General features: G+C 62.7%; 19 protein-coding genes. 2 read left to right on the top strand and 17 right to left on the bottom strand.

Annotated features, from left to right (window positions below):
- Positions 1-133: 133 nt before the first annotated feature.
- Complete coding sequence (gene ppsA / locus FA94_RS01570; protein WP_035546172.1) at positions 134-2,539, bottom strand: phosphoenolpyruvate synthase; 2,406 nt, start codon at positions 2,537-2,539, stop codon at positions 134-136.
- A gap of 568 nt (positions 2,540-3,107) precedes the next feature.
- Here ppsA and ppsR point away from each other — a divergent pair.
- On the top strand, positions 3,108-3,923 hold the full coding sequence (gene ppsR / locus FA94_RS01575) for a posphoenolpyruvate synthetase regulatory kinase/phosphorylase PpsR (protein WP_035546174.1): 816 nt from the start codon (positions 3,108-3,110) through the stop codon (positions 3,921-3,923).
- Positions 3,924-3,977: 54 nt separating this feature from the next.
- Here ppsR and FA94_RS01580 read toward each other — a convergent pair whose 3' ends face one another.
- From FA94_RS01580 to rpsB, 16 genes are all read right to left on the bottom strand, one after another.
- Complete coding sequence (locus FA94_RS01580; RefSeq protein ID WP_035549051.1) at positions 3,978-4,763, bottom strand: TrmH family RNA methyltransferase; 786 nt, start codon at positions 4,761-4,763, stop codon at positions 3,978-3,980.
- A gap of 78 nt (positions 4,764-4,841) precedes the next feature.
- Positions 4,842-5,597 (bottom strand): ribonuclease HII, encoded by a 756-nt coding sequence (gene rnhB, locus FA94_RS01585; RefSeq protein ID WP_035546176.1) that lies wholly within the window; start codon positions 5,595-5,597, stop codon positions 4,842-4,844.
- Positions 5,594-6,763, bottom strand: coding sequence for a lipid-A-disaccharide synthase (gene lpxB, locus FA94_RS01590; protein ID WP_035546178.1), 1,170 nt, complete (start codon positions 6,761-6,763; stop codon positions 5,594-5,596). The genes rnhB and lpxB overlap by 4 nt, the downstream gene beginning before the upstream one ends.
- A gap of 3 nt (positions 6,764-6,766) precedes the next feature.
- Positions 6,767-7,555: an acyl-ACP--UDP-N-acetylglucosamine O-acyltransferase gene (gene lpxA, locus FA94_RS01595; RefSeq protein ID WP_035546180.1), complete on the bottom strand. Its 789-nt coding sequence runs from the start codon at positions 7,553-7,555 to the stop codon at positions 6,767-6,769.
- Between the two features lie 93 nt (positions 7,556-7,648).
- Positions 7,649-8,113 (bottom strand): 3-hydroxyacyl-ACP dehydratase FabZ, encoded by a 465-nt coding sequence (gene fabZ, locus FA94_RS01600; RefSeq protein ID WP_035546182.1) that lies wholly within the window; start codon positions 8,111-8,113, stop codon positions 7,649-7,651.
- Between the two features lie 195 nt (positions 8,114-8,308).
- Positions 8,309-9,457, bottom strand: coding sequence for a UDP-3-O-(3-hydroxymyristoyl)glucosamine N-acyltransferase (gene lpxD / locus FA94_RS01605; protein ID WP_035546184.1), 1,149 nt, complete (start codon positions 9,455-9,457; stop codon positions 8,309-8,311).
- Positions 9,458-9,581: 124 nt separating this feature from the next.
- Entirely contained in the window at positions 9,582-10,103 is a 522-nt protein-coding gene (locus FA94_RS01610; protein ID WP_176061444.1) for an OmpH/Skp family outer membrane protein, read from the bottom strand.
- A gap of 104 nt (positions 10,104-10,207) precedes the next feature.
- The gene (gene bamA / locus FA94_RS01615; protein WP_035546187.1) at positions 10,208-12,520 is read right to left on the bottom strand and encodes an outer membrane protein assembly factor BamA; all 2,313 of its coding nucleotides are present in this window, start codon (positions 12,518-12,520) and stop codon (positions 10,208-10,210) included.
- A gap of 67 nt (positions 12,521-12,587) precedes the next feature.
- Positions 12,588-14,000: an RIP metalloprotease RseP gene (gene rseP, locus FA94_RS01620; protein WP_035549054.1), complete on the bottom strand. Its 1,413-nt coding sequence runs from the start codon at positions 13,998-14,000 to the stop codon at positions 12,588-12,590.
- A gap of 7 nt (positions 14,001-14,007) precedes the next feature.
- Complete coding sequence (locus FA94_RS01625; RefSeq protein WP_035546188.1) at positions 14,008-15,213, bottom strand: 1-deoxy-D-xylulose-5-phosphate reductoisomerase; 1,206 nt, start codon at positions 15,211-15,213, stop codon at positions 14,008-14,010.
- Positions 15,214-15,223: 10 nt separating this feature from the next.
- Positions 15,224-16,045, bottom strand: coding sequence for a phosphatidate cytidylyltransferase (locus FA94_RS01630; RefSeq protein WP_035546190.1), 822 nt, complete (start codon positions 16,043-16,045; stop codon positions 15,224-15,226).
- Positions 16,039-16,821, bottom strand: a complete 783-nt coding sequence (gene uppS, locus FA94_RS01635; protein ID WP_035546192.1) for a polyprenyl diphosphate synthase — start codon at positions 16,819-16,821, stop codon at positions 16,039-16,041. The genes FA94_RS01630 and uppS overlap by 7 nt, the downstream gene beginning before the upstream one ends.
- A gap of 63 nt (positions 16,822-16,884) precedes the next feature.
- Positions 16,885-17,445 carry a ribosome recycling factor gene (frr, locus tag FA94_RS01640; RefSeq protein ID WP_035546193.1) on the bottom strand — a complete coding sequence of 187 codons (561 nt, stop codon included), beginning with the start codon at positions 17,443-17,445 and terminating at the stop codon, positions 16,885-16,887.
- Positions 17,446-17,543: 98 nt separating this feature from the next.
- Positions 17,544-18,257, bottom strand: a complete 714-nt coding sequence (gene pyrH / locus FA94_RS01645; RefSeq protein ID WP_035546194.1) for a UMP kinase — start codon at positions 18,255-18,257, stop codon at positions 17,544-17,546.
- A 220-nt stretch (positions 18,258-18,477) separates the two neighbouring features.
- The gene (gene tsf, locus FA94_RS01650; protein WP_035546196.1) at positions 18,478-19,359 is read right to left on the bottom strand and encodes a translation elongation factor Ts; all 882 of its coding nucleotides are present in this window, start codon (positions 19,357-19,359) and stop codon (positions 18,478-18,480) included.
- Between the two features lie 207 nt (positions 19,360-19,566).
- A complete protein-coding gene (gene rpsB / locus FA94_RS01655; protein WP_035546198.1) occupies positions 19,567-20,319 on the bottom strand; it encodes a 30S ribosomal protein S2 in 753 nt (250 codons plus the stop codon).
- 446 nt (positions 20,320-20,765) lie between these two features.
- On the opposite strand from rpsB, the gene map reads away from it, so the two are divergent.
- Positions 20,766-21,575, top strand: a complete 810-nt coding sequence (gene map / locus FA94_RS01660; RefSeq protein ID WP_035546201.1) for a type I methionyl aminopeptidase — start codon at positions 20,766-20,768, stop codon at positions 21,573-21,575.
- Positions 21,576-21,604: the final 29 nt, after the last annotated feature.

Below are 21,604 nucleotides of genomic sequence, written 5' to 3' on the forward strand. Positions count from 1 at the left end.
AGCACGAAGCTGGTGCATCGAACGGGCGCTGCGACACTCTTTGACAAGCTTTTGATGCGCTTTTTACGCACACTTTGCCGCACCCTCCCGCACGCTATGCATGCCGCTTGGAAAGCGGCATGCAACAGGCGTTTTACTGCTTCGCCGACGCCGCCAGTTGCTTCCACGTCTCGATGATCGAGTCGGGGTTCAGCGAGATCGACGCGATGCCTTCGTCCGTCAGCCATTGCGCGAAGTCCGGGTGATCCGAAGGACCCTGGCCGCAAATGCCGACGTACTTGTTCAGACGCAGGCAGGTTTCGATCGCACGCTTGAGCAGGAACTTGACGGCCGGATCGCGTTCGTCGAAATCGACGGCCAGCAATTCCATGCCCGAGTCACGGTCCAGGCCCAGCGTGAGTTGCGTCAGGTCGTTCGAACCGATCGAGAAACCGTCGAAGAATTGCAGGAATTCTTCGGCGAGGATCGCGTTCGACGGCACTTCGCACATCATGATCAGACGCAGGCCCTTCTCACCGCGCTTCAGGCCGAACTTGCCGAGCAGGCCGATCACGCGTTCCGCCTGCTTCAGCGTGCGCACGAACGGCACCATGATCTCGACGTTGTCGAGGCCCATCTCTTCGCGCACCTTCTTCAGCGCGATACATTCCATCTGGAACGCTTCGGCGAAGTCGTCGGCGATGTAGCGCGACGCGCCACGGAAACCCAGCATCGGGTTTTCTTCGTCCGGCTCGTAACGCGAACCGCCGATCAGCTTCTTGTACTCGTTCGACTTGAAGTCAGACAGACGCACGATCACGGGCTTTGGATAGAACGCCGCGGCAATCGTCGCGATCCCTTCGGTCAGCTTGTCGACGTAGAACGCACGCGGCGACGCATGGCCACGCGCGACGCTTTCCACGGCCTTCTTCAGGTCCTGGTCGATGTTCGGGTACTCGAGAATCGCCTTCGGGTGCACGCCGATGTTGTTGTTGATGATGAACTCGAGCCGCGCCAGACCCACGCCGGCGTTCGGCAATTGCGAGAAGTCGAAAGCCAGTTGCGGGTTGCCGACGTTCATCATGATCTTCACCGGAATCGGCGGCAGTTCGCCGCGCTCCACTTCGGTGATTTCGGTTTCGAGCAGGCCGTCGTAGATCTTGCCTTCATCGCCTTCCGCGCACGAGACCGTGACCAGCGCGCCTTCCTTCAGCACGTCGGTCGCGTCGCCGCAGCCGACCACCGCCGGCACGCCCAGCTCACGCGCGATAATCGCCGCGTGGCAGGTGCGCCCGCCACGATTCGTGACGATTGCCGACGCGCGCTTCATGACCGGCTCCCAGTTCGGGTCGGTCATGTCGGCGACCAGCACGTCGCCCGGTTGCACCCGGTCCATTTCCGACGGATCGTGGATCACGCGCACCGGACCCGCGCCGATCTTCTGACCGATCGCGCGACCCGTGGCCAGCACGTTCGACTGACCCTTCAGCTTGAAGCGCTGTTCGGCCTTGCCCGCGGCCTGGCTCTTCACCGTTTCCGGACGCGCCTGCAGAATGAAGATCTTGCCGTCGCGGCCGTCTTTGCCCCACTCGATGTCCATCGGACGCTCGTAGTGTTTTTCGATAATGACGGCGTATTTCGCGAGCTCGATCACGTCTTCGTCGGTGATCGAGAAGCGGTTGCGCTGCTCGTGCATCACATCGACGGTCTTCACGCGGCCTTCTTCGCCCGCTTTCGTAAATTCCATCTTGATCAGCTTCGAGCCGATCGAGCGACGGATGATCGGGTACTTGCCTTGCGCGAGCGTGGTCTTGAAGACGTAGAACTCGTCCGGATTCACGGCGCCCTGCACCACCGTTTCGCCCAGACCGTAGCTCGACGTGATGAACACGGCGTCTTTAAAGCCCGATTCGGTGTCCAGCGTGAACATCACGCCGGCCGCGCCGACGTCCGAGCGCACCATGCGCTGCACGCCCGCCGACAACGCGACTTCAGCATGCGTGAAGCCCTTGTGGACGCGATAGGAGATAGCGCGGTCGTTGTACAGCGACGCGAACACGTGCTTCATGCGATCGAGCACGTCTTCGACGCCGACCACGTTGAGGTAGCTTTCCTGCTGACCCGCGAACGATGCGTCCGGCAAGTCTTCCGCCGTGGCCGACGAACGCACGGCGAACGACAGCTCTTCAGGCGAGCTGTTTTGCAGGACGTCGAACCCTGCGCGGATGTCCGCTTCCAGCTGCGGCTGCATCGGCGCGTCGACGATCCATTGACGGATCTCCTTGCCTGCTTCGGCGAGCGCCTTCACGTCGTCGACGTCGAGCGTCTCGAGACGTTTGGCGATGCGTTCGGTGAGCGTGTTGTGATTCAGGAAGTCACGGAATGCCAGCGCCGTCGTAGCGAAACCGGTGGGCACGCGCACGCCGGCTTCAGCGAGTTGACTGATCATCTCGCCCAGCGACGCATTCTTGCCACCGACAATCTCCACGTCGGTCATCCGCAACTGCTCGAACGGAACTACATACGCCTTATCCTTTGCGACGGTAACTGCGTTAGTCATACAAGCCCCTAAGTGTGAAAGAAATTCACGGCTGTGCAAGTGGGCTCGAACGCGAGACGCCCATTGGGAGCGTGCTCTCGCGTCTTGCACAACCTGTTGGAGAAGCAATCGCGACACAGCGCGGTAAGCGGCCACGGGCGGTAAAAAGCGCCGCGGAGAGGCCGCAAATGTGCAAATGGCCGGATGCGCGACGAAGAACGCGAATGGACGAATTTACCGATTAATCCACCACATTCACCGCACGTTACCGACCGAAGGCGACGCGTTGAACGACCGTTCACGGTAAGTTAGACGCCAATCGCCTGCAATTGCTTATCCAACAGGTTGCCGCTATTCTACCGTGCCGACTCTCAAAATGTGACTGTCGGACGAGAATTGCGCCTCGAAACGCGCCCCGGACCGGCCAGCGGGCTTTTGCGAGGCCCCACCGTCATCCGGACGCAATTGTGGTGCCCACGGCGCGCCGTGCCGATTCGCTACATACTCCGGTTAGCCACCGGGCAGCGAGGTCTGCGCGGCGATGTTTTATTCGAGCGCTATTTTCCGCTCACATTCCCCTGCCCCACTGATGCCGCCCACCGTATTCATCGTCTCCGACGGGACCGGGATCACTGCCGAAACCTTCGCGCATTCGATCCTCTCCCAGTTCGACCAGAAATTCCGTCTGGTTCGCGTGCCCTTCGTCGACTCGACGGAAAAGGCCTACGCCACCCTCGAAAAGATCAACGAGGCGATCGCGCAAGACGGCCGCCGGCCGATCGTGTTCACCACGCTGGTGGACAGCGCGTCGAACCAGATCGTCAAAGGGTCGAACGCGTTGGTGCTGGACATGTTTCAGACCTTCGTCGAGCCGCTCGAGCAGGAACTGGAACTGAAGTCGAGCCACGCCATGGGCCGTGGACACCAGAACGCGGACACCGAGGAGTACAAGAACCGGATCGAGGCGATCAACTTTTCGCTCGCGCATGACGACGGTCAATCGAACCGCAATCTGGCCGACGCGGACGTGATCCTGGTCGGCGTGTCGCGTAGCGGCAAAACGCCGACGAGCCTGTATCTGGCCATGCAGTACGGCGTGAAGGCGGCGAACTATCCGCTGATTCCGGAAGACTTCGAACGCGGCAAACTGCCTACGCCCTTGCTCGCGCATCGTCAGAAGATGTTTGGGTTGTCGATCGATCCGCAGCGGCTGTCCGAAATCCGCAACGAGCGTCGGCCGGGCAGCAAATACGCCGCGCCGGAAAACTGCCGTTATGAGATCAACGAAGCCGAGGCGATGATGCGGCGTGAAGGCGTCAAGTGGTTGTCGTCGACGCACAAATCGATCGAGGAGATCGCGACGACGATCCTGCAGGAGATCAAGCTGGATCGGCAGGCTTATTGATTGGGTAATTGAAGCGGATCAACGGGGCGCCTGACAAGGCGCCCTTTTTTACGGCTACGCGCGACCGCGCTGCTGCCGGCATTGCTCGAACACGCAAACCGCCGCCGCAGCCGCCACATTGAGCGACTCCATGCCGCCCGGCTGGGGAATCGTCACTCGCAACGACACCGCGTCGCGCCAGATCTGCGACACGCCCGCCCCTTCGTTGCCGAACACCCACGCGAGCGGTCCGCTCAGATCGCAGTCGTAGATCGCTTCGGCGCCGTGCGAATCCGTAATCACGATCGGCACCGCGATGCGCTCGATCAGTGACTGCGCTTCGACGTCCTCGTGAATCTGCAGCAGGAAGTGCGCGCCCATGCCCGAGCGCAAGACTTTCGACGACCACGCGTACGCCGTGCCCGGCGCGCAGAACACCTGCTGAATGCCGGCCGCCGCCGCGCTGCGCAGAATCGAGCCGACGTTGCCGGCGTCCTGCACGCCGTCGAGCACGAGACAGGTCTGCGCGACCGTGTCGGGCAGCGGCGGATCGAGCTTGTCGACCAGCAGCAGAATCCCCACACCATGCACGACGTTCGACAACTGCCCGAACAACGCATCCGGCAGCGTCACGACGCGATGATCTTCGACACGCGCGACGATCGCGCGCGCTTCGTCGTGAGTCAGCGCGCCGTCGGTGACGATACACATTTCCGGCTGCCCGGCGACGTCGAGAAACGCGCTCGCGAGATGGAACCCTTCGAGCAACGCCTGGCCGCCGCGACGCTGTTGATGCGTCGAGCCGGCCAATGCCTTGAGACGTTTATAGAGCGGATTGTCCCGCGAGGTGATGGCTTTCACAGGCAGCGAAGACAGTGAGAATGAGGAAAGAATGAACGACGCGCGCTGTTGTACCGCGCGCGCGGCGCTCACTGAAAATCAGATGCCGCTGCGTTCGCCGAAGGCGTCGTCGTCGAGCATGGCATTGGTCAACGTGACGGGCACGACGACGATTTCACCCGCCGGCAGACGCGTGGTCGTGCCGAAGCGCAGATGCGCTTCACGCACCGGCGCGAACGAACGCCGATGATGCTCGCACGGCCCATGTTCACGCAGCGCCGCGAGGTGTTGCGGCGTGCCGTAACCGGCATGGGCATTGAAACCGTACACCGGAAAGCGCTGATGCAATTCGAGCAGCATGCGGTCACGCGTGACCTTAGCGAGAATCGACGCAGCAGAAATGCTTTTGACGAGCGCGTCGCCGCCGATCACCGCCTCGCTGCGCACGCTCAGCGTCGGGCAGCGATTACCGTCGATTTTGACCAGCGTCGGCACGACGGCGAGACCTTCCACCGCGCGCTTCATTGCCAGCATGGTGGCGTGCAGGATATTCAGCGAATCGATTTCTTCGACGCTCGCCGACGCGATGCAGTAAGCCAGCGCGCGATCGACAATCTTGTCGTACAGCTCGTCGCGCTTTTTCGCGGTGAGCACCTTCGAATCGTCGAGGCCGCGAATCATCGGCTTCGACGGGTCGAAGATCACCGCCGCCGCGACCACCGGACCAGCAAGCGGACCGCGCCCGGCTTCGTCGACGCCGCAGACGATGTCGTCCGGCGTCTCGAAGTTCAGGCCGACCTGCTCCGCCGCGGCGCCTGCCACGGCCTTGCGACGAGGTGCGCGCGCACCGGTCACGGCCGCGCCTTATGTTTTTCGACGACGCTCGCCACGACTTCCGCCGCACGCTGCGCAGTGTTCTGCTTCAGCACGTGATGCATCTCCGTGAAAATTTCCGTCAGCGTGCGCCGGTTGCCTTCGTCGCGCAACTGTTTCAGTGTGGCCTCGGCCAGCGCTTGCGGCGTGGCGAAATGCTGCAGGATTTCCGGCACGACGAAACGTCCCGCCAGAATGTTCGGCAGCCCCACGTACGGCAGATAGCCCTGGCGGCGCATGATCTGGCCGGTCAGCCAGGGCACCTTGTACGAGATCACCATCGGCTTTTTCAGCAGCGCGGCTTCCAGCGTCACGGTGCCGCTCTTCACGAGGATCGCGTCGGCCGCGGTCATGGCGAGTTGCGACTGGCCGTCGGTAATCGTCAACGCGAGACCCGGATGCGAGTCGACCAGCGGTCGCAGCATCTCGCGCAATACCGGCGTGGCCGCCGGCATCACGAAGCGCACGCTGGGCTCCTGGTGCTGCATCATTTCCATCGCCGCGAAGAACGTCGGGCCGATCAGATCGATCTCCGAGCGCCGGCTGCCCGGCAGCACCGCGATGATCGGACCGTCTTCCGCGAGACCAAGCGCGCGGCGTGCGCCGAGCGTGTCGGGCACGAGCGGAATCTCGTCGGCCAGCGGATGCCCCACGTACGACGCCGCGACGCCCGCTTTCTCCAGCAGCGCGGTTTCGAACGGGAACACGCACATCATGTGGTCGACCGCCTTGGCGATCTTCTTGATGCGCCCGCCACGCCATGCCCAGATGGACGGACACACGAAGTGAACCGTCGGAATGCCGGCGTCGCGCAGCGCGTGCTCGAGCCCGAAGTTGAAATCGGGTGCATCCACACCGACGAACACCGACGGCGGCTCCGCCAGCAGTTGGCGCTTCAGTTCGTTACGGACGGCGAGAATGCTGGGAATATGCCGCAGTGCTTCGACATAGCCGCGCACCGTCAGCTTGTCCATCGGCCAGTGGGCGTCGAAACCCGTGGCGATCATGCGCGGGCCGCCGATTCCGTAGTACTGGGTGCCGGTGGGTAGACGGCTCGCGAGACCGTCGAGCAGCGACGCCGCGAGCAGATCGCCGGACGGTTCGCCGGCCACCATCGCGACGCGCAGCGGATTGGGTTGCAATGCCATCGGTTAGCGGATGATGCCGCGTTGCGACATTTCGATGAACGCGAGCAACGTCTGCACCGGTTCGTCGCCGTCGCCACCCGCGGATGCCAGTTCGCGTAACTGCACCTTCGCTTCTTCAAGCGACAGGCCGTTTTTGTACAGCAGGCGATAGGCCGAGCGCAGCGCCGAAATCGCGTCCGGCGAGAAGCCGCGGCGGCGCAGCCCTTCGACGTTGATGCCGTGCGGCTCCGCCTTGTTGCCCGCGGCGATCACGAACGGCGGAATGTCCTGCACCAACGCCGACGCACCGCCCAGCATGGAGTGCGCGCCGATGCGCACGAACTGATGCACGCCCGACATGCCGCCGACGATCGCGTGGTCGCCGATCGTCACGTGGCCGGCCATCTGCGCGTTGCTCGACAGAATGACGTTATTGCCGACGTGGCAGTCGTGCCCGATATGCACGTAAGCCATGATCCAGTTGTCGTCGCCGAGCGTGGTGACGCCCGCGTCCTGCACCGTGCCGGTGTGGATCGTGGTGAATTCGCGGATCGTGTTGCGGTTGCCGATCACGAGCCGGGTCGGCTCGTCTTTGTACTTCATGTCCTGCGGACGGCCGCCGACCGATGCGTAGTGGCCGACCCGGTTGTCTTCGCCGAGCGTGGTGTGACCTTCGATCACGCTATGCGAGCCGACCGTGCTCCGTGCGCCGATCGTCACATGTGCGCCGATCACGGCATACGGTCCGATTTCGACGGACTCGTCGACTTGTGCGCCCGGTTCGACGATCGCAGTGGGATGAATCCTGCTCATGCGTCCTCGCTTCTGATTCTGTTGCGTTGTCTGGATGGGCCCGGGCGACGCCGGCCGCGCCGGCATCGAGCCACGGGCTAACCGGACGCTGACTTAAGCGTCCTTGTCCGTGTGCCGCACCGCGCACATCAGGTCGGCTTCTGCCGCCACGACGCCATCCACTTCGGCGCGCGCCTTGAACTTCCAGATGCCGCGCATATGACGCTCGAACGTGCAATTCAGGATCAACTGATCGCCCGGCTCCACCACGCGCTTGAAGCGCGCATTGTCGATACCGACGAACAGGTACAGCGTGTTCGACGGATCGCTCGGCTCTTCCGAAAACGTCAGCAGCGCCGCGGTTTGCGCGAGCGCTTCGAGGATCAGCACGCCGGGCATGACCGGACGGGTCGGGAAATGCCCCTGGAAGTACGGCTCGTTGATCGACACGTTCTTCAACGCTTTGATGCGCTTGTGCGGCTCAAGTTCGAGCACCCGGTCGACCAGCAGGATCGGGTAACGATGTGGCAGCAGCGTGAGAATCTTATGAATGTCGAGATTGATTTTTTCGGTGCTCATGGTGTTTCTGCTCACGCATTGACTGCGCGATGATGACTGCGAATGCTGGTGCAGGTGGGTTAGTAACGCGTGCTGCCGGCGCTCGCCCTGACCCGGCGGCCGTGCCACCCGGTCACGGCAACCGACGTTGCTTCTGATGCTAGCCCGCCATTTTACGCGGTGCCGGCAAGCCGCCCGGCGAATTACTTCGCGAGCTCAGGCTTGCTCGTCTGCGGAATTGCTAGCTGCCGGGTTATCCGTTGCGTTCGACAGGTTCGACGATGCGCTTGCCTCGGCAGCCGCCGGCTTGTCGCCCGCGGCGTTCTCGAGCGCCTTGATACGGTCGCGCAGTTTGCCGATATTGCGCAGCAACGCCGCGCTCTTGTTCCAGTCGGCGTGATTCACGGCCGGGAACGCGCTGGTGTACATGCCGGGCTTCGACAACGACTTCGATACACCGGACTGCGCCGTGACAATCACGTAGTCGGCGAGCGTCACATGGCCGGCAATGCCGACCGCGCCGCCGATCATGCAATGGCGGCCAATCGTCGTGCTGCCCGCAATGCCCGCACAACCGGCGATCACCGTGTACGCGCCGACCTTGCAGTTATGGCCGATCTGCACGAGGTTGTCGATCTTCACGCACTCTTCGATGATCGTGTCGGCCATCGCGCCACGGTCGATCGTGGTGTTCGCACCGATCTCGACGTCGTTCGCGATCGACACACCGCCGACCTGCGGAATCTTCACCCAGCTACCGGTACGCGCGTCGCCTTCGCCGACGAAATCCGACGCGAAGCCGAAACCGTCCGAGCCGATCACCGCGCCCGCATGCACGATCACGCGCTCGCCGAGCTTGCAGCCGTGGTACACCGCCACATTCGGGTACAGATGCGAACCGGCGCCGATCCGTGTGCCGCGGCCGATCACCACGTTGGCGCCGAGCCGCACGTTTTCGCCAATCACCGCACCGGCTTCCACCGTGACATGCGGGCCGATCACCGCGCTCGCGGCAATCTGCGCGGACGGGTCGATCGTGGCGCTCGGATGCACACCCGGCGCAACCTTGGGCGCGGCGAGGTCGATGAAGGTCTGCGCGACGCGCGCGAAGTAAGCGTACGGATTCGGCGTGACGATGAAGTTACGGCTTTCGCTCGGAGCCAGTTTGGCGAGATCGGCGGCATTGATCAACACCGCGCCCGCGCGGGTCGTTTCGACCTGCGACAGGTACTTCGGATTGGCGAGGAACGCCAGTTGGTCCGGACCTGCCTGGTCGAGCGGCGCAAGACTGCCGACGCGCTGCGAACCGTTTCCGACTACTTCACCGCCGAACCGTTGGACGATGTCCTCAAGCGTAAATGCCATGCCTATCCAGTCTCCTGCAGTTCAGTCCAACTTGTCAGTTCTACGTCTTTGCCGCCACCGGGCAATGATCGTGGGCGGCGTAGGAGCCACCCACTCGCGAGCCAACGCCCGGCGCTTGCGCCGTTCAGTTACCCGACGCGGCCAGGGCCTTGAGCACCTGGTCCGTGATATCGATGCGCGGGCTCACATACACCGCTTCCTGAACGATCAGGTCGTAGTGCTGCTGCTCGGCGATCTGCTTGATCACCTTGTTCGCGCGGTCCAACACCGCCGCCAGTTCTTCGTTACGGCGCTGGTTCAGATCTTCGCGAAACTCGCGTTGCTTGCGCTGGAAGTCCGTGTCCAGTTGCGACAGATCGCGCTGTTTCTGCGCGCGATCGGCCACCGACATCGACGCACCGTTCTTGTCGAGCGAATCGGACAGGGTCTTCAGCTTCTGCGCCATGTCCGCGAGATCCTTGTCGCGCTTGGCGAACTCGGCTTCGAGCTTGACCTGCGCGGCCTTCGCGGCCGCGGATTCCCGCAGGATCCGATCAGAATTCACCGCGGCGATCCGGGCTTCCTGCGCGTGCGCTACCCCGACACCCAAGGTCATTGCCAGCGCCAGCGCGCATGCCACACGTTTCGAAAACATACCGGTTAGCAAAGTCATCCTCTCGATTCTGTAATTAGGCCAGCCGCCCGCCGCCGGGGTCGGCCGCTGCCGATAATTCGCAGCGGCAACACCCGTGGTGGGATCGCGCCGCCCGATCAGAATGCCGTCCCGATCTGGAACTGGAATTTCTGATACTGGTCGCCGGTGTGCTTCACGAGCGGGAAGCCCAAGCTGAGCTTGAGCGGCCCGATCGGCGAAATCCACGCGAGACCGACACCGTAGCCGTAACGCAGACCGTTTGCGCCAGTCGAATTGGCTGCGGCGCTCGCGTCGGCCCAGACGTTACCCGCATCGAGGAACGTGAAGACCCGCAGCGTGCGGTCGTAGCCCGTACCCGGCAGCGGGAACGTCAATTCGATATTGCCGACCAGCAGCTTCGAACCGCCGATCGGGTCGCCCGTGGTCTTGTCGCGCGGACCCAGCGAGCTCGGCTCGAAGCCCCGCACCGAGCCGATACCGCCAGCGTAGTAGTTCTTGAAAATCGGGTACGGCTTGCCGCTGAGGCCGTTACCGTAACCGCCCTGGAAGTTGAAGCCCAGCACGAAGCCGCGCGCAAACGAATAATAGTACTGCGCGTTGATGTCGGCCTTGTAGTACTGGGTGCCGCCGATCGGCGTGCCGTATTCGGCATTGGCCTGCGTGAAGTAACCGCGGCTCGGCACGAGCGCGCTGTCACGCGCGTCGCGCGACCAGCCCACCGTAATCGGCACGTTGTTCGAAACACGGCCGAAGTCCTGCACGTACTGCTTGTACGAAGCCGGCGTGTTCGCGTCGATGTCCAGCTGGTTCTGCTCGAGACCCGCGCCGAAGTAGACCGTGTCCACTTCCGAGAACGGGATACCGAATTTCAGGTCGCCACCCACGGTCACGATCTTGAAGCTCGAGTCCGTCGAGTAGTACAGCGGCTGGTACGTACGGTAGTAGACGTCGGTAATGCGCTTGATGCCGTCGACCGTGAAGTACGGGTCGACCTGCGTGACCGTCAGCGTACGGTAGGTCTTCGCGGTATTCACGTTCACCGACAGACTCGTGCCCGAACCGAACACGTTGTCTTGCGACACACCCGCCGACAACACCACCTTGTCGGTCGACGAGAAACCCGCACCCAGGGTGATCGCGCCGGTCGGCTTTTCGGCCACCTTGACGTCGACGTCGACCTGGTCGGGCGTGCCTTCGACCGGCACCGTGGTGACGTCCACGTCCGTGAAGTAGCCGAGACGGTTGATCCGGTCTTTCGACAGCGCGAGGCGGTTCGAGTCGAACCACGAGCTTTCGAGCTGGCGCATTTCGCGGCGCACCACTTCGTCGCGGGTACGCGTGTTGCCGACCACGTTGATGCGGCGCACGTAGACGCGGCGGCTCGGATCCACTTGCAGCGTCAGGTCGACCTTGTGGTTGGCCTGATCGATCTGCGGCTGCGCGTTGACGGTTGCGAACGCATAGCCGTATTCGCCGAGCTTGTCGACGATAGCCTTGGTGGTGGCTTGCAGCTTTTCAGCCGAGAAGCGGTCACCCGGTTTGATCTTGATCAGCTTGGCCAGCTCCGGCTCGCGGTCGAGCAGGTTACCGGCGAGCTTGATGCTCGAAATCGAGTACGGCTCGCCTTCATGCAGCGTGACCGTCAGATACATGTCCTTCTTGTCCGGCGAGATCGACACCTGCGTGGAGTCGATGCTGAACTCGAGGTAACCGCGATTCAGGTAATACGAGCGGACGTTTTCGAGGTCGCCGGTGAGCTTGTCTTTCGCGTATAGGTCGTTCTTCGTGTACCACGAGAACCAGTTCGGCGTGGACAACTGCATTTCATCGCGCAGCGTACCGGTGCTGAACGCCTTGTTGCCGATGAAGTTGATCTGGCGGATCTTCGCGCTCGGACCTTCACCCACCGAGAACAGCACCGCGACGCGGTTGCGGTCGATCGGCGTGATCGTGGTGGTCACTTCGGCCGCGTAGTAGCCGCGCGTCAGGTACTGACGCTTCAACTCCTGCTCGGCCTTGTCGACGAGCGCCTTGTCGTAGTAACGACCCTGCGACAGACCGACCGCGCGCAACGCCTTGGTCAGGTTGTCCTTGTCGAATTCATGGATGCCGGAAAAGTCGATCGTGCCGATGGCCGGACGCTCCAGCACCTGCACGATAACGACATTGCCTTCGGTCGCGATCTTGACGTCGTTGAAGAAGCCCGTGGCATACAGTGCGCGAATGGCTTCCGATGCCTTGTCGTCGCTGAAGGTGTCGCCTTGCTTGATAGGCAGGTAGGCGAACACGGTACCAGGTTCGACGCGTTGCAATCCCTCGATCCGGATGTCTTGCACCACGAAGGGCGTCGTTGCGTGAGCAACCAGCCCATGCGCGGCAAACGCCGCGGCTATAACCGTCTTTGGAACAAAGCGATGAGGTTTAAACAACGTGCTTCCCCAGTGTGTATAGCTGCATCAGGTCAGACGGTCGCCATCGTGAACGCCGCCGGACACTTTAAAAATGGATTAAACGAGCCAGATCGTTGAACAGCGCGATCGCCGACAATGCGACGATGCAGGCGAGACCCGCCCTCTGAAAAACGAGTTGCCAGCGATCGGAGACAACTTTGCCGGTTACAGCTTCAACCAAATAATATAACAGATGACCCCCGTCCAATACCGGAATTGGTAACAGGTTCAGTACACCAAGGCTAATACTGACAAGGGCCAGGAACGACAGGAATGCAGAAGGACCTAGACGTGCGCTCTTTCCTGCGTAATCGGCGATCGTTACGGGGCCGGAAAGATTTTTCAGCGAAGCCTCGCCGACGATCATCCGGCCGAACATTCGCACCGAGTAAACCGCGAGATCCCACGTACGACGCGCACCAAGTTGCAGGCTCTCGACGGGCCCGTAGCGCACGTCGATAGACGGCACCTGGGTCGCCAGTTCCGCGCCGATGCGGCCGACCTGCTGGCCGGTTGCGTCGTCGCGCTGCGACTGCGGCACGAGGCTGATGTCTTCGAGCTTGCCCGCGGTCTGCCCCGCTGGCCCCGCTTGTCCCGCTGGCCCGCCGCGCTCCACCTGCAGCGTCACTGGCTTGCCGGCGTGCGATTTTACATAAGCGATGAAGGCCGTGGCGTTATCGGTCGGGATACCGTCGACCGCGCGCAGGCGATCGCCCACGGCAAGCCCGGCTTTTTGCGCCGCGCTGCCCGGCTGCACACCCGCCACGGTCAGCTTGCCGCCGCCCGGCTCGAAGCCGAGGTGCGACATGAAATCGTCGTCGACGTCTTTCTCGCTGAGACCGCGCAGATCGAGCTGGAAATCGGACGTGCCGTGCGCGTCGGTCGCGCTCAGCACGACGCGCTTGTGATCGAACGCCGCGCCCAGCAGCTTCCAGCGCAGATCGGACCACGAACGCACCCGCTCGGATTCGCCGGCATTCCCGGTGCGCACCGCGACGATGGTCTCGCCGCCGTCGAAGCCCGCCAAGGCTGCCGGCGTGTTCGGCGCAGGCGCCGCGACCACCGCCGCCGGCTCCGTCACACCAGTGGCGAACACCAGCGCGAACAATACGATCGCCAGCAGGAAGTTAGCGATCGGGCCGGCCGCGACGATGGCGAAACGACGCCACACCGACTTGCGGTTGAACGCCTGCGGCAGCATGTCGGCGGGAATCGGCGCACCGCTCGTTTCACGCTCGTCGAGCATCTTCACGTAACCGCCGAGCGGCAACGCGGCAATGGTCCACTCGGTGCCGGTTTTTGGGCTCACCCACTGGAACAACGGCTTGCCGAAGCCGATCGAAAAGCGTAGCACCTTGACGCCGCACAACCGTGCCACGCTGTAATGCCCGTACTCGTGAACAACCACGAGTACGCCAATCGCGACCGCGAAGGCGAGCAGTTCGATCAGCAGATTCATATGCGCCTCACTGGACGGCGCGTTCCGTGCGACGAGCGTTGTCGGGCAGACGCGCGATGAATTCGGCGGCGGCGCGACGCGCGGCGGCATCCGCTTCGATCACGTCGTCGAGCGCATGCGCACTGCCGTTCGGCAACGCGTTCAGCACCGAGTCGACCACCTGGGCAATCGCCATGAAACCGATCTGACGCTGCAGGAAGGCTTCCACCGCGACTTCGTTCGCGGCGTTCAGCGCGGCGCTGGCCAGACCGCCCTCGGCCAGCGCCTTCATGGCGAGCGCGAGACACGGAAAGCGCGTGTAATCCGGTTTTTCGAACGCCAGCGACGCGACCTGCAACAGGTCGAGTTGCGCGACGCCCGAATCGATTCGGTCCGGGAAAGCCAGCGCGTGGGCGATCGGCGTACGCATATCCGGATTGCCGAGTTGCGCGAGCACCGAGCCGTCGGCGTACGAGACCATCGAATGAATCACGCTCTGCGGATGAATCAGCACCTCGATGCGCTCGCCCGGCAAACCGAACAGCCAATGGGCTTCGATCACCTCGAGGCCCTTGTTCATCATCGTGGCGGAGTCGACCGAGATCTTGCGGCCCATGACCCAGTTCGGATGCTTGCAGGCCTCGTCAGGCGTGACGTCGACGAGCGTGGCCGGTTCGCGGGTACGGAACGGGCCGCCCGACGCGGTCAGGATGATTTTGGAGACGCCGCCGTGCTGCGCGGCTTCGCGCGGCAGGCATTGGAAAATCGCGTTGTGTTCGCTGTCGACCGGCAGCAGCACGGCGCCGTTGTCGCGCACAGCGTCCATGAAGATCGCGCCGGACATGACCAGCGCTTCCTTGTTGGCGAGCAGGATGCGTTTGCCGGCGCGCGCCGCGGCGAGCGTCGGCGCAAGGCCGGCAGCGCCGACGATGGCCGCGACCACGGTGTCGCAAGCGTCGCTCTTCGACACGTCGACGAGCGCCTGCGGTCCATACGTGACCTCGGTCTTGCTATTCGCCTCGCGCAGCTTCGCCGCGACCTGCGCGGCCGTGTCGGCGTCGCCGACCACCGCGATCTCCGGCGCAAAGCGCAGGCATTGCTCGACGAGCTTGTCGCCGTTGCGATGCGCGGTGAGCGCGTAGATCGAAAAGCGCTCGGGATGACGCGCGACGACGTCGAGCGTGCTGTCTCCAATCGAGCCCGTGGAACCGAGCAATGTCAGACGTTTTTGCATATCTCTTTCTCTAGCCGAGCAGCAGCATGGCAAGCGGCAGCACCGGCAATAAGGCGTCGATGCGATCGAGCACGCCGCCGTGCCCCGGCAACAGGCCGCTTGAATCCTTGACGCCGGCCTGGCGTTTCATCATCGATTCGAACAGGTCGCCCACCACGCTGAATGCCACCAGCAAGGTCAGTGCGAGCAGTGTGCGCACGGCGCCCCATTGCGCCAGCAGCGAAGAATACAGGGTCGGCTCGAACGCGTGCAAAAAGACCGCCGCCGCCGCGACGAGCATCACGACCAGCCAGCCGCCGACCGCGCCCTCCCAGGTCTTACCCGGGCTGATGGCAGGCGCCAGCTTGTGTTTGCCGAACGCTTTTCCGGAGAAGTATGCGCCGATATCGGCCAGCCACACCAGGAGCAGCAGCGACAGAACGAACGGCACGCCCTGCATGCGTGCAGCGACGAGAGCATGCCAGCACGCGACGAATATCACAATGCCGGCAAGAAACAGAAAGGTGCGCCACGCGCCTTGGGCGAGCGTGGGCTTGCGCAGCAGCACGAACGGACCGGCGACCACCCAGAAGATCGCCGCCGCCTTGAACAGCGAACGGGCCTCGGCAATGCCGGTGCCGAGCCGCGTGCTCGCGACTAGCGCGACCGCGGCCACCAGCGCATAAACCACCGGACCGGCGCCGCCCAGCTTGAGCAGGCGCGCCCATTCCCACGCGGCGAACACGACGACGAAAGCGATCAGCGCGCCGAACGCGCCCACCGGCGCGAACAACGTGACCGGCAGGAACACTGCCAGCAGGATGATCGCCGTGATGACACGGGTTTTTAGCATGGAAGCGAATCGACGTTTTGCGATTGCGGCTCGAGTTGAGCACTGGTGCGCCCGAAACGGCGCTCGCGCTCCGCGTACGAAGCGATGGCGTGGCCGAGCGCGTCGGCGTCGAAATCCGGCCAGAACGTGTCGGTGAAATAGAACTCGGTGTACGCGAGTTGCCACAGCAGGAAGTTGCTGACGCGGCGCTCGCCGCCGGTGCGGATGAACAGATCCGGTTCCGGCGCGTAAGCCATGGACAGGTGCTCGGCGAACGAGTCTTCGTTGACCTCGACCGCCTTGCCCGCCAGCGCCGATTGTTCGGCGAGCTTGCGGGTGGCCTGCATGATGTCCCAGCGACCGCCGTAATTGGCGGCGATGGTCAACGTCAGACGGGTATTGCGCGCGGTTTTGCTTTCCGCACGCTTGATCAGGTCGCGGATGCGCGTATCGAAGCGGGACAGATCGCCGACCACCCGCAAACGGATGCCGTTCGCGTGCAGCTTGCCGATTTCCCGCTCCAGCGCGGTGACGAACAGGCGCATCAGAAACGACACTTCGTCGTTCGGGCGACGCCAGTTTTCCGAGCTGAACGCGAACAGCGTCAGATATTCGACGCCCTGACGCGCGCAGGCCTCAACGGCCGCGCGCACCGCGTCGACGCCGCGCGTATGGCCCGCCACGCGCGGCAGACGCCGCTGGGTGGCCCAACGGCCGTTGCCGTCCATGATGATCGCGATATGTCGCGGCACCGCGGCGACATCAGGCACGCGCACGGTTGAGCTGGTATAGGTCATGGCCGTCGGGACAATAACTGCAAATAAAGAAGTGGAAATCGTGAAAGTGCTGAGCCCTAAGGCCTACACCGTCATGATCTCGGCTTCTTTCGTCACGACGATCTTGTCGATTTCGGTGACGAACTTGTCCGTCAGCTTCTGAACGTCGTCACCTGCGCGGCGCTCGTCGTCTTCCGAAATTTCCTTGTCTTTCACGAGCTTCTTCAACTGCTCGTTAGCATCGCGGCGCAGATTGCGCACGGCGACCTTGGCCGTTTCCGCTTCACTCCTGACCACTTTCATCAGTTCGCGGCGGCGTTCTTCGGTGAGCGCGGGCATCGGCACGCGGATCACGTCGCCTTGCGTGGCCGGGTTCAGACCGAGGTCCGACTCGCGGATCGCCTTTTCGACGACCTGAACCATCTTCTTTTCCCACGGCTGCACGCCGATCGTGCGCGCGTCGATCAGCGTCAGGTTCGCGACCTGCGAGATCGGTACCGGCGAACCGTAGTAATCGCACTGGATATGATCGAGCAGGCCCGTGTGCGCACGGCCCGTGCGGATCTTCGACAGGTCGTTCTTGAACGCGTCGATGGAACGCTGCATTTTTTGTTCAGCGCCCTTCCTGATATCTGCCACAGACATTTTTAAACCTCCGAACCTTCAAAACGGTGCGAGCCGGCCGGCGCGCGCGATGCGGCGGCCTGGGCTCGCGTTAAAGCCCACGTTATGTGAACGAGAGTTTACACGTGGACGAGGGTGCCCTCGTCCTCGCCTTGAACGATGCGCTTGAGCGCGCCCGGCTTGACGATCGAAAACACCCGGATCGGCAGCTTCTGGTCGCGGCACAGCGCGAACGCGGTCGCGTCCATCACCTGCAGATTGCGGCCGATGGCTTCGTCGAAGCTGATCGTGGTGTAACGGGTCGCGCTCGGGTCTTTCTTGGGATCGGCCGAATAGACGCCGTCCACCTTGGTGGCTTTCAGCACGACTTCCGCGCCGACTTCCGCGCCGCGCAGCGCAGCGGCGGTGTCGGTCGTGAAGAACGGGTTGCCGGTGCCGGCCGCGAAAATCACGACTTTGCCTTCTTCGAGCTGGCGAATCGCGCGGGGGCGGATATACGGCTCGACCACCTGGTCCATGCGCAGCGCGGATTGCACACGCGCCTCGATGCCGGCGTGACGCATGGCGTCCTGCAGTGCCAGCGCGTTCATCATGGTGGCCAGCATGCCCATGTAGTCAGCCGTGGCGCGGTCCATACCGGCCGCGCCGCCCGCGACGCCACGGAAAATATTGCCACCGCCGATCACCACGGCCATCTGCGTTCCGAGACGGACCACTTCGGCCACGTCCGCCACCATTCTTTCGATGGTCGCGCGGTTGATGCCGAAGGCATCGTCGCCCATCAGAGCTTCACCGGAGAGTTTGAGCAGGACGCGTTTGTAGGCAGTGGGCATAGGGGTATCCAGATCGCGCAGAACAGGGCAACAACAAGGGACTAATGTAGGGGTGAAATACTGATTCGGGCAAGCACCGCCAAATTGACGAACCCTGGGGTCCGCCAGCGGCGGCTGCGTGGCGAGGGTCAACCCGCACGCAGCCTTGCGGCGCCGCCGACCGCGGCAAAGTCTTGCTCCGCCGCGGGTCCAACGGTACTAGCTGAGGCTTAAGACAAGCTTATTGTTGCTTTGCAGCAGCGACCTGAGCCGCCACTTCAGCAGCGAAGTCGTCCTGCTTCTTCTCGATGCCTTCGCCGACCACGAACAGCGCGAACTTCTGCACGCTCGAGTTGCCAGCCTTCAGCATCTGTTCGATCGTCTGCTTGTCGTTCTTAACGAACGTCTGGTTCAGCAGCGACACTTCCTTCAGGTACTTCTGCACGCTGCCGTCGACCATCTTGGCGACGATTTCAGCCGGCTTGCCCGATTCGGCGGCCTTCTGTTCAGCAATGCTGCGTTCCTTGGCGATCAGGTCCGCCGGCACGTCGTCCGACGACAGCGACACCGGCTTCATTGCGGCGATGTGCATTGCCACGTCCTTGCCGATCTGCTCGTCCGCGCCGGTGTACTCGACCAGCACGCCGATACGCGTGCCGTGCAGGTACGCTGCCAGCTTGTTTGCCGACTCGAAGCGCACGAAGCGGCGGATCGACAGGTTTTCACCGATCTTGCCGACCAGCGCCAGACGCACTGCGTCGACCGTCGAGCCTTCCAGCGGCAGCGCGCCCAGCGCAGCGACGTCAGCCGGGTTTTGCGTGGCGATCAGTTCCGCGACCGTCTTCGTGAACGCCAGGAAGTCGTCGTTCTTCGAAACGAAGTCGGTTTCGCAGTTCAATTCAACCAGCGAACCCGCGTTGCCGCCGATGAACGAAGCAACCACGCCTTCAGCCGTCACGCGCGACGCAGCCTTGCTGGCCTTGTTGCCCAGCTTCACGCGCAGCAGCTCTTCAGCGCGCGCCATGTCGCCGTCAGCTTCCGTCAGCGCTTTCTTGCATTCCATCATCGGCGCGTCGGTCTTTGCGCGCAGTTCTGCAACCATGCTTGCGGTAATTGCCGCCATCATTTGCTCCTTGAGTTCCGTCTGTCACACGCCGCCCGGACTTCGATGCCGGCGGCAAGAATTCGTTTCAGCGTTTCACGTACTTTTTTACGCAACCACACTTTCGACACTGCTCGGGCGCCGTTTGCAGCGCCCTGCTACATCTGTCGCGGCTTAAAAAAAGGGGGCCTGTAGAAAGCCCCCTTTTTTGCCGGACACGGGGCAGCTTTACGCTTCCGCTTTGACCTCGACGAACTCGTCGCCGCCGTCGCCGCGTGCAGCTTGCACCACTTCGTTGACCGAATTCGCACGGCCTTCGAGGATCGCGTCAGCCACGCCAGCCGCGTACAGAGCGACAGCCTTTGAAGCGTCGTCGTTACCCGGGATCACGTAGTCGATGCCGATCGGCGAGTGGTTCGTGTCGACCACAGCGATAACCGGAATGCCGAGCTTGTTAGCTTCGGTCACGGCAATCTTGTGGTAGCCGACGTCGACCACGAAGATCGCATCCGGAATGCCGCCCATGTCTTTCACGCCGCCGATCGACTTGACCAGCTTAGCCATTTCGCGCTCGAACAGCAGAGCTTCTTTCTTGCTCATGCGTTCGGTTTCGCCGGCTTCCAGCGCTGCTTCCATGTCTTTCAGGCGCTTGATCGACACCTTCAGCGTCTTGAAGTTGGTCAGCATGCCGCCGAGCCAGCGTGCGTTGACGAACGGCATACCCGCGCGTTGCGCTTCTTCAGCGATCGTGTCGCGCGATTGACGCTTCGTGCCGACGAACAGGATCGTGCCGCGATTCGCTGCCAGTTGACGCGCGTACTTCAGCGCGTCGTTGTACATCGGCAGCGTCTTTTCGAGGTTGATGATGTGAATCTTGTTGCGATGACCGAAAATGAAGGGAGCCATCTTCGGGTTCCAGAAGCGCGTTTGGTGACCGAAGTGGACACCGGCTTCCAGCATTTGACGCATAGTAACTGCCATGAAAATCTCCGCGAGGGTTGGGTCTTAAGCCGGCTGCCGCATCGGCCGCGCCCGCCTTCAATTTGGCGTAACGCGACGGACACCCTGGGTGCGCCGGCTTGCGAGTCTGCTGCCTTATACTGCTTCACCCCACGACGCAAGCAACGAACGCCGTGGGAAGCTGCTCCCGCCGTCTTTTTGACCAATTCAGCGTGATTCGAACTGATACCGGACAATAAAACCAAGACAGAGAGCGACTTAGCCAAAGATTATAGCACGCGACTATTGCACGACTCAACCCGCACGGTAGCTCCTTCCGGTCGCCGCCGGGTTGCACCTGCGGACACGCACCTGGTCTTACCTGAAACGAGGCCGGCGGACTGACAGCGCGCCAGGCCCGCAAAACCCTGCGGCAGCCGGGATATGGTGCGATAATCTCAGAATAAATCGCAATTCAGGCCCGACTCATGGCTATTACGCTCAAAAACGAACACGATATCGCGCAAATGCGCGTCGCCTGCAAACTGGCGAGCGAAGTGCTCGACTACATTACGCCGTTCGTTGCCGCCGGCATCACGACCGGCGAACTCGACCGCCTCTGCCACGAATACATGCTGAAGGAACAGGGCACCGTGCCCGCGCCGCTGAATTATCAGCCGCCCGGCTACCCGCCCTACCCGAAAGCGACCTGCATTTCCGTCAACGACGTGATCTGCCACGGTATTCCCGGCGAAAAAACCCTGAAGAACGGCGACGCGCTGAATATCGACGTCACCGTCATTAAAGAAGGCTATTTCGGCGACACGAGCCGCATGTTCATCGTCGGCGAAGGTTCGATCATGGCCAAGCGGCTGGTTCAGACCACCTTCGAATGCATGTGGCTCGGCATCGACCAGGTACGCCCCGGCGCGCATCTCGGCGACATCGGCTATGCCATTCAGAAACACGCCGAAGCCCAAGGCTACAGCGTGGTGCGCGAATATTGCGGCCACGGGATCGGCACGGTGTTCCACGAAGACCCGCAGATTCTGCATTACGGCCGTCCGGGCACCGGGCTCGAACTGCAGGCCGGCATGATCTTCACGATCGAGCCGATGATCAACGCCGGCCGGCGAGATATCCGCACCATGCCCGACCAGTGGACCGTCAAGACCAAAGACCGCAGCCTGTCGGCGCAGTGGGAACACACTGTGCTCGTCACGGAATCCGGCTACGACGTGCTGACCGTTTCCGCCGACACGCCCGCGCGGCCGCCGGTCGTCGCGGCTACGGCCTGACCGGCCTCCCGCCAACCGTCCGCGTACCC

Source organism: Burkholderia sp. 9120 (genome assembly GCF_000745015.1).
In the GTDB taxonomy this organism is placed as follows: Bacteria; Pseudomonadota; Gammaproteobacteria; order Burkholderiales; family Burkholderiaceae; genus Paraburkholderia.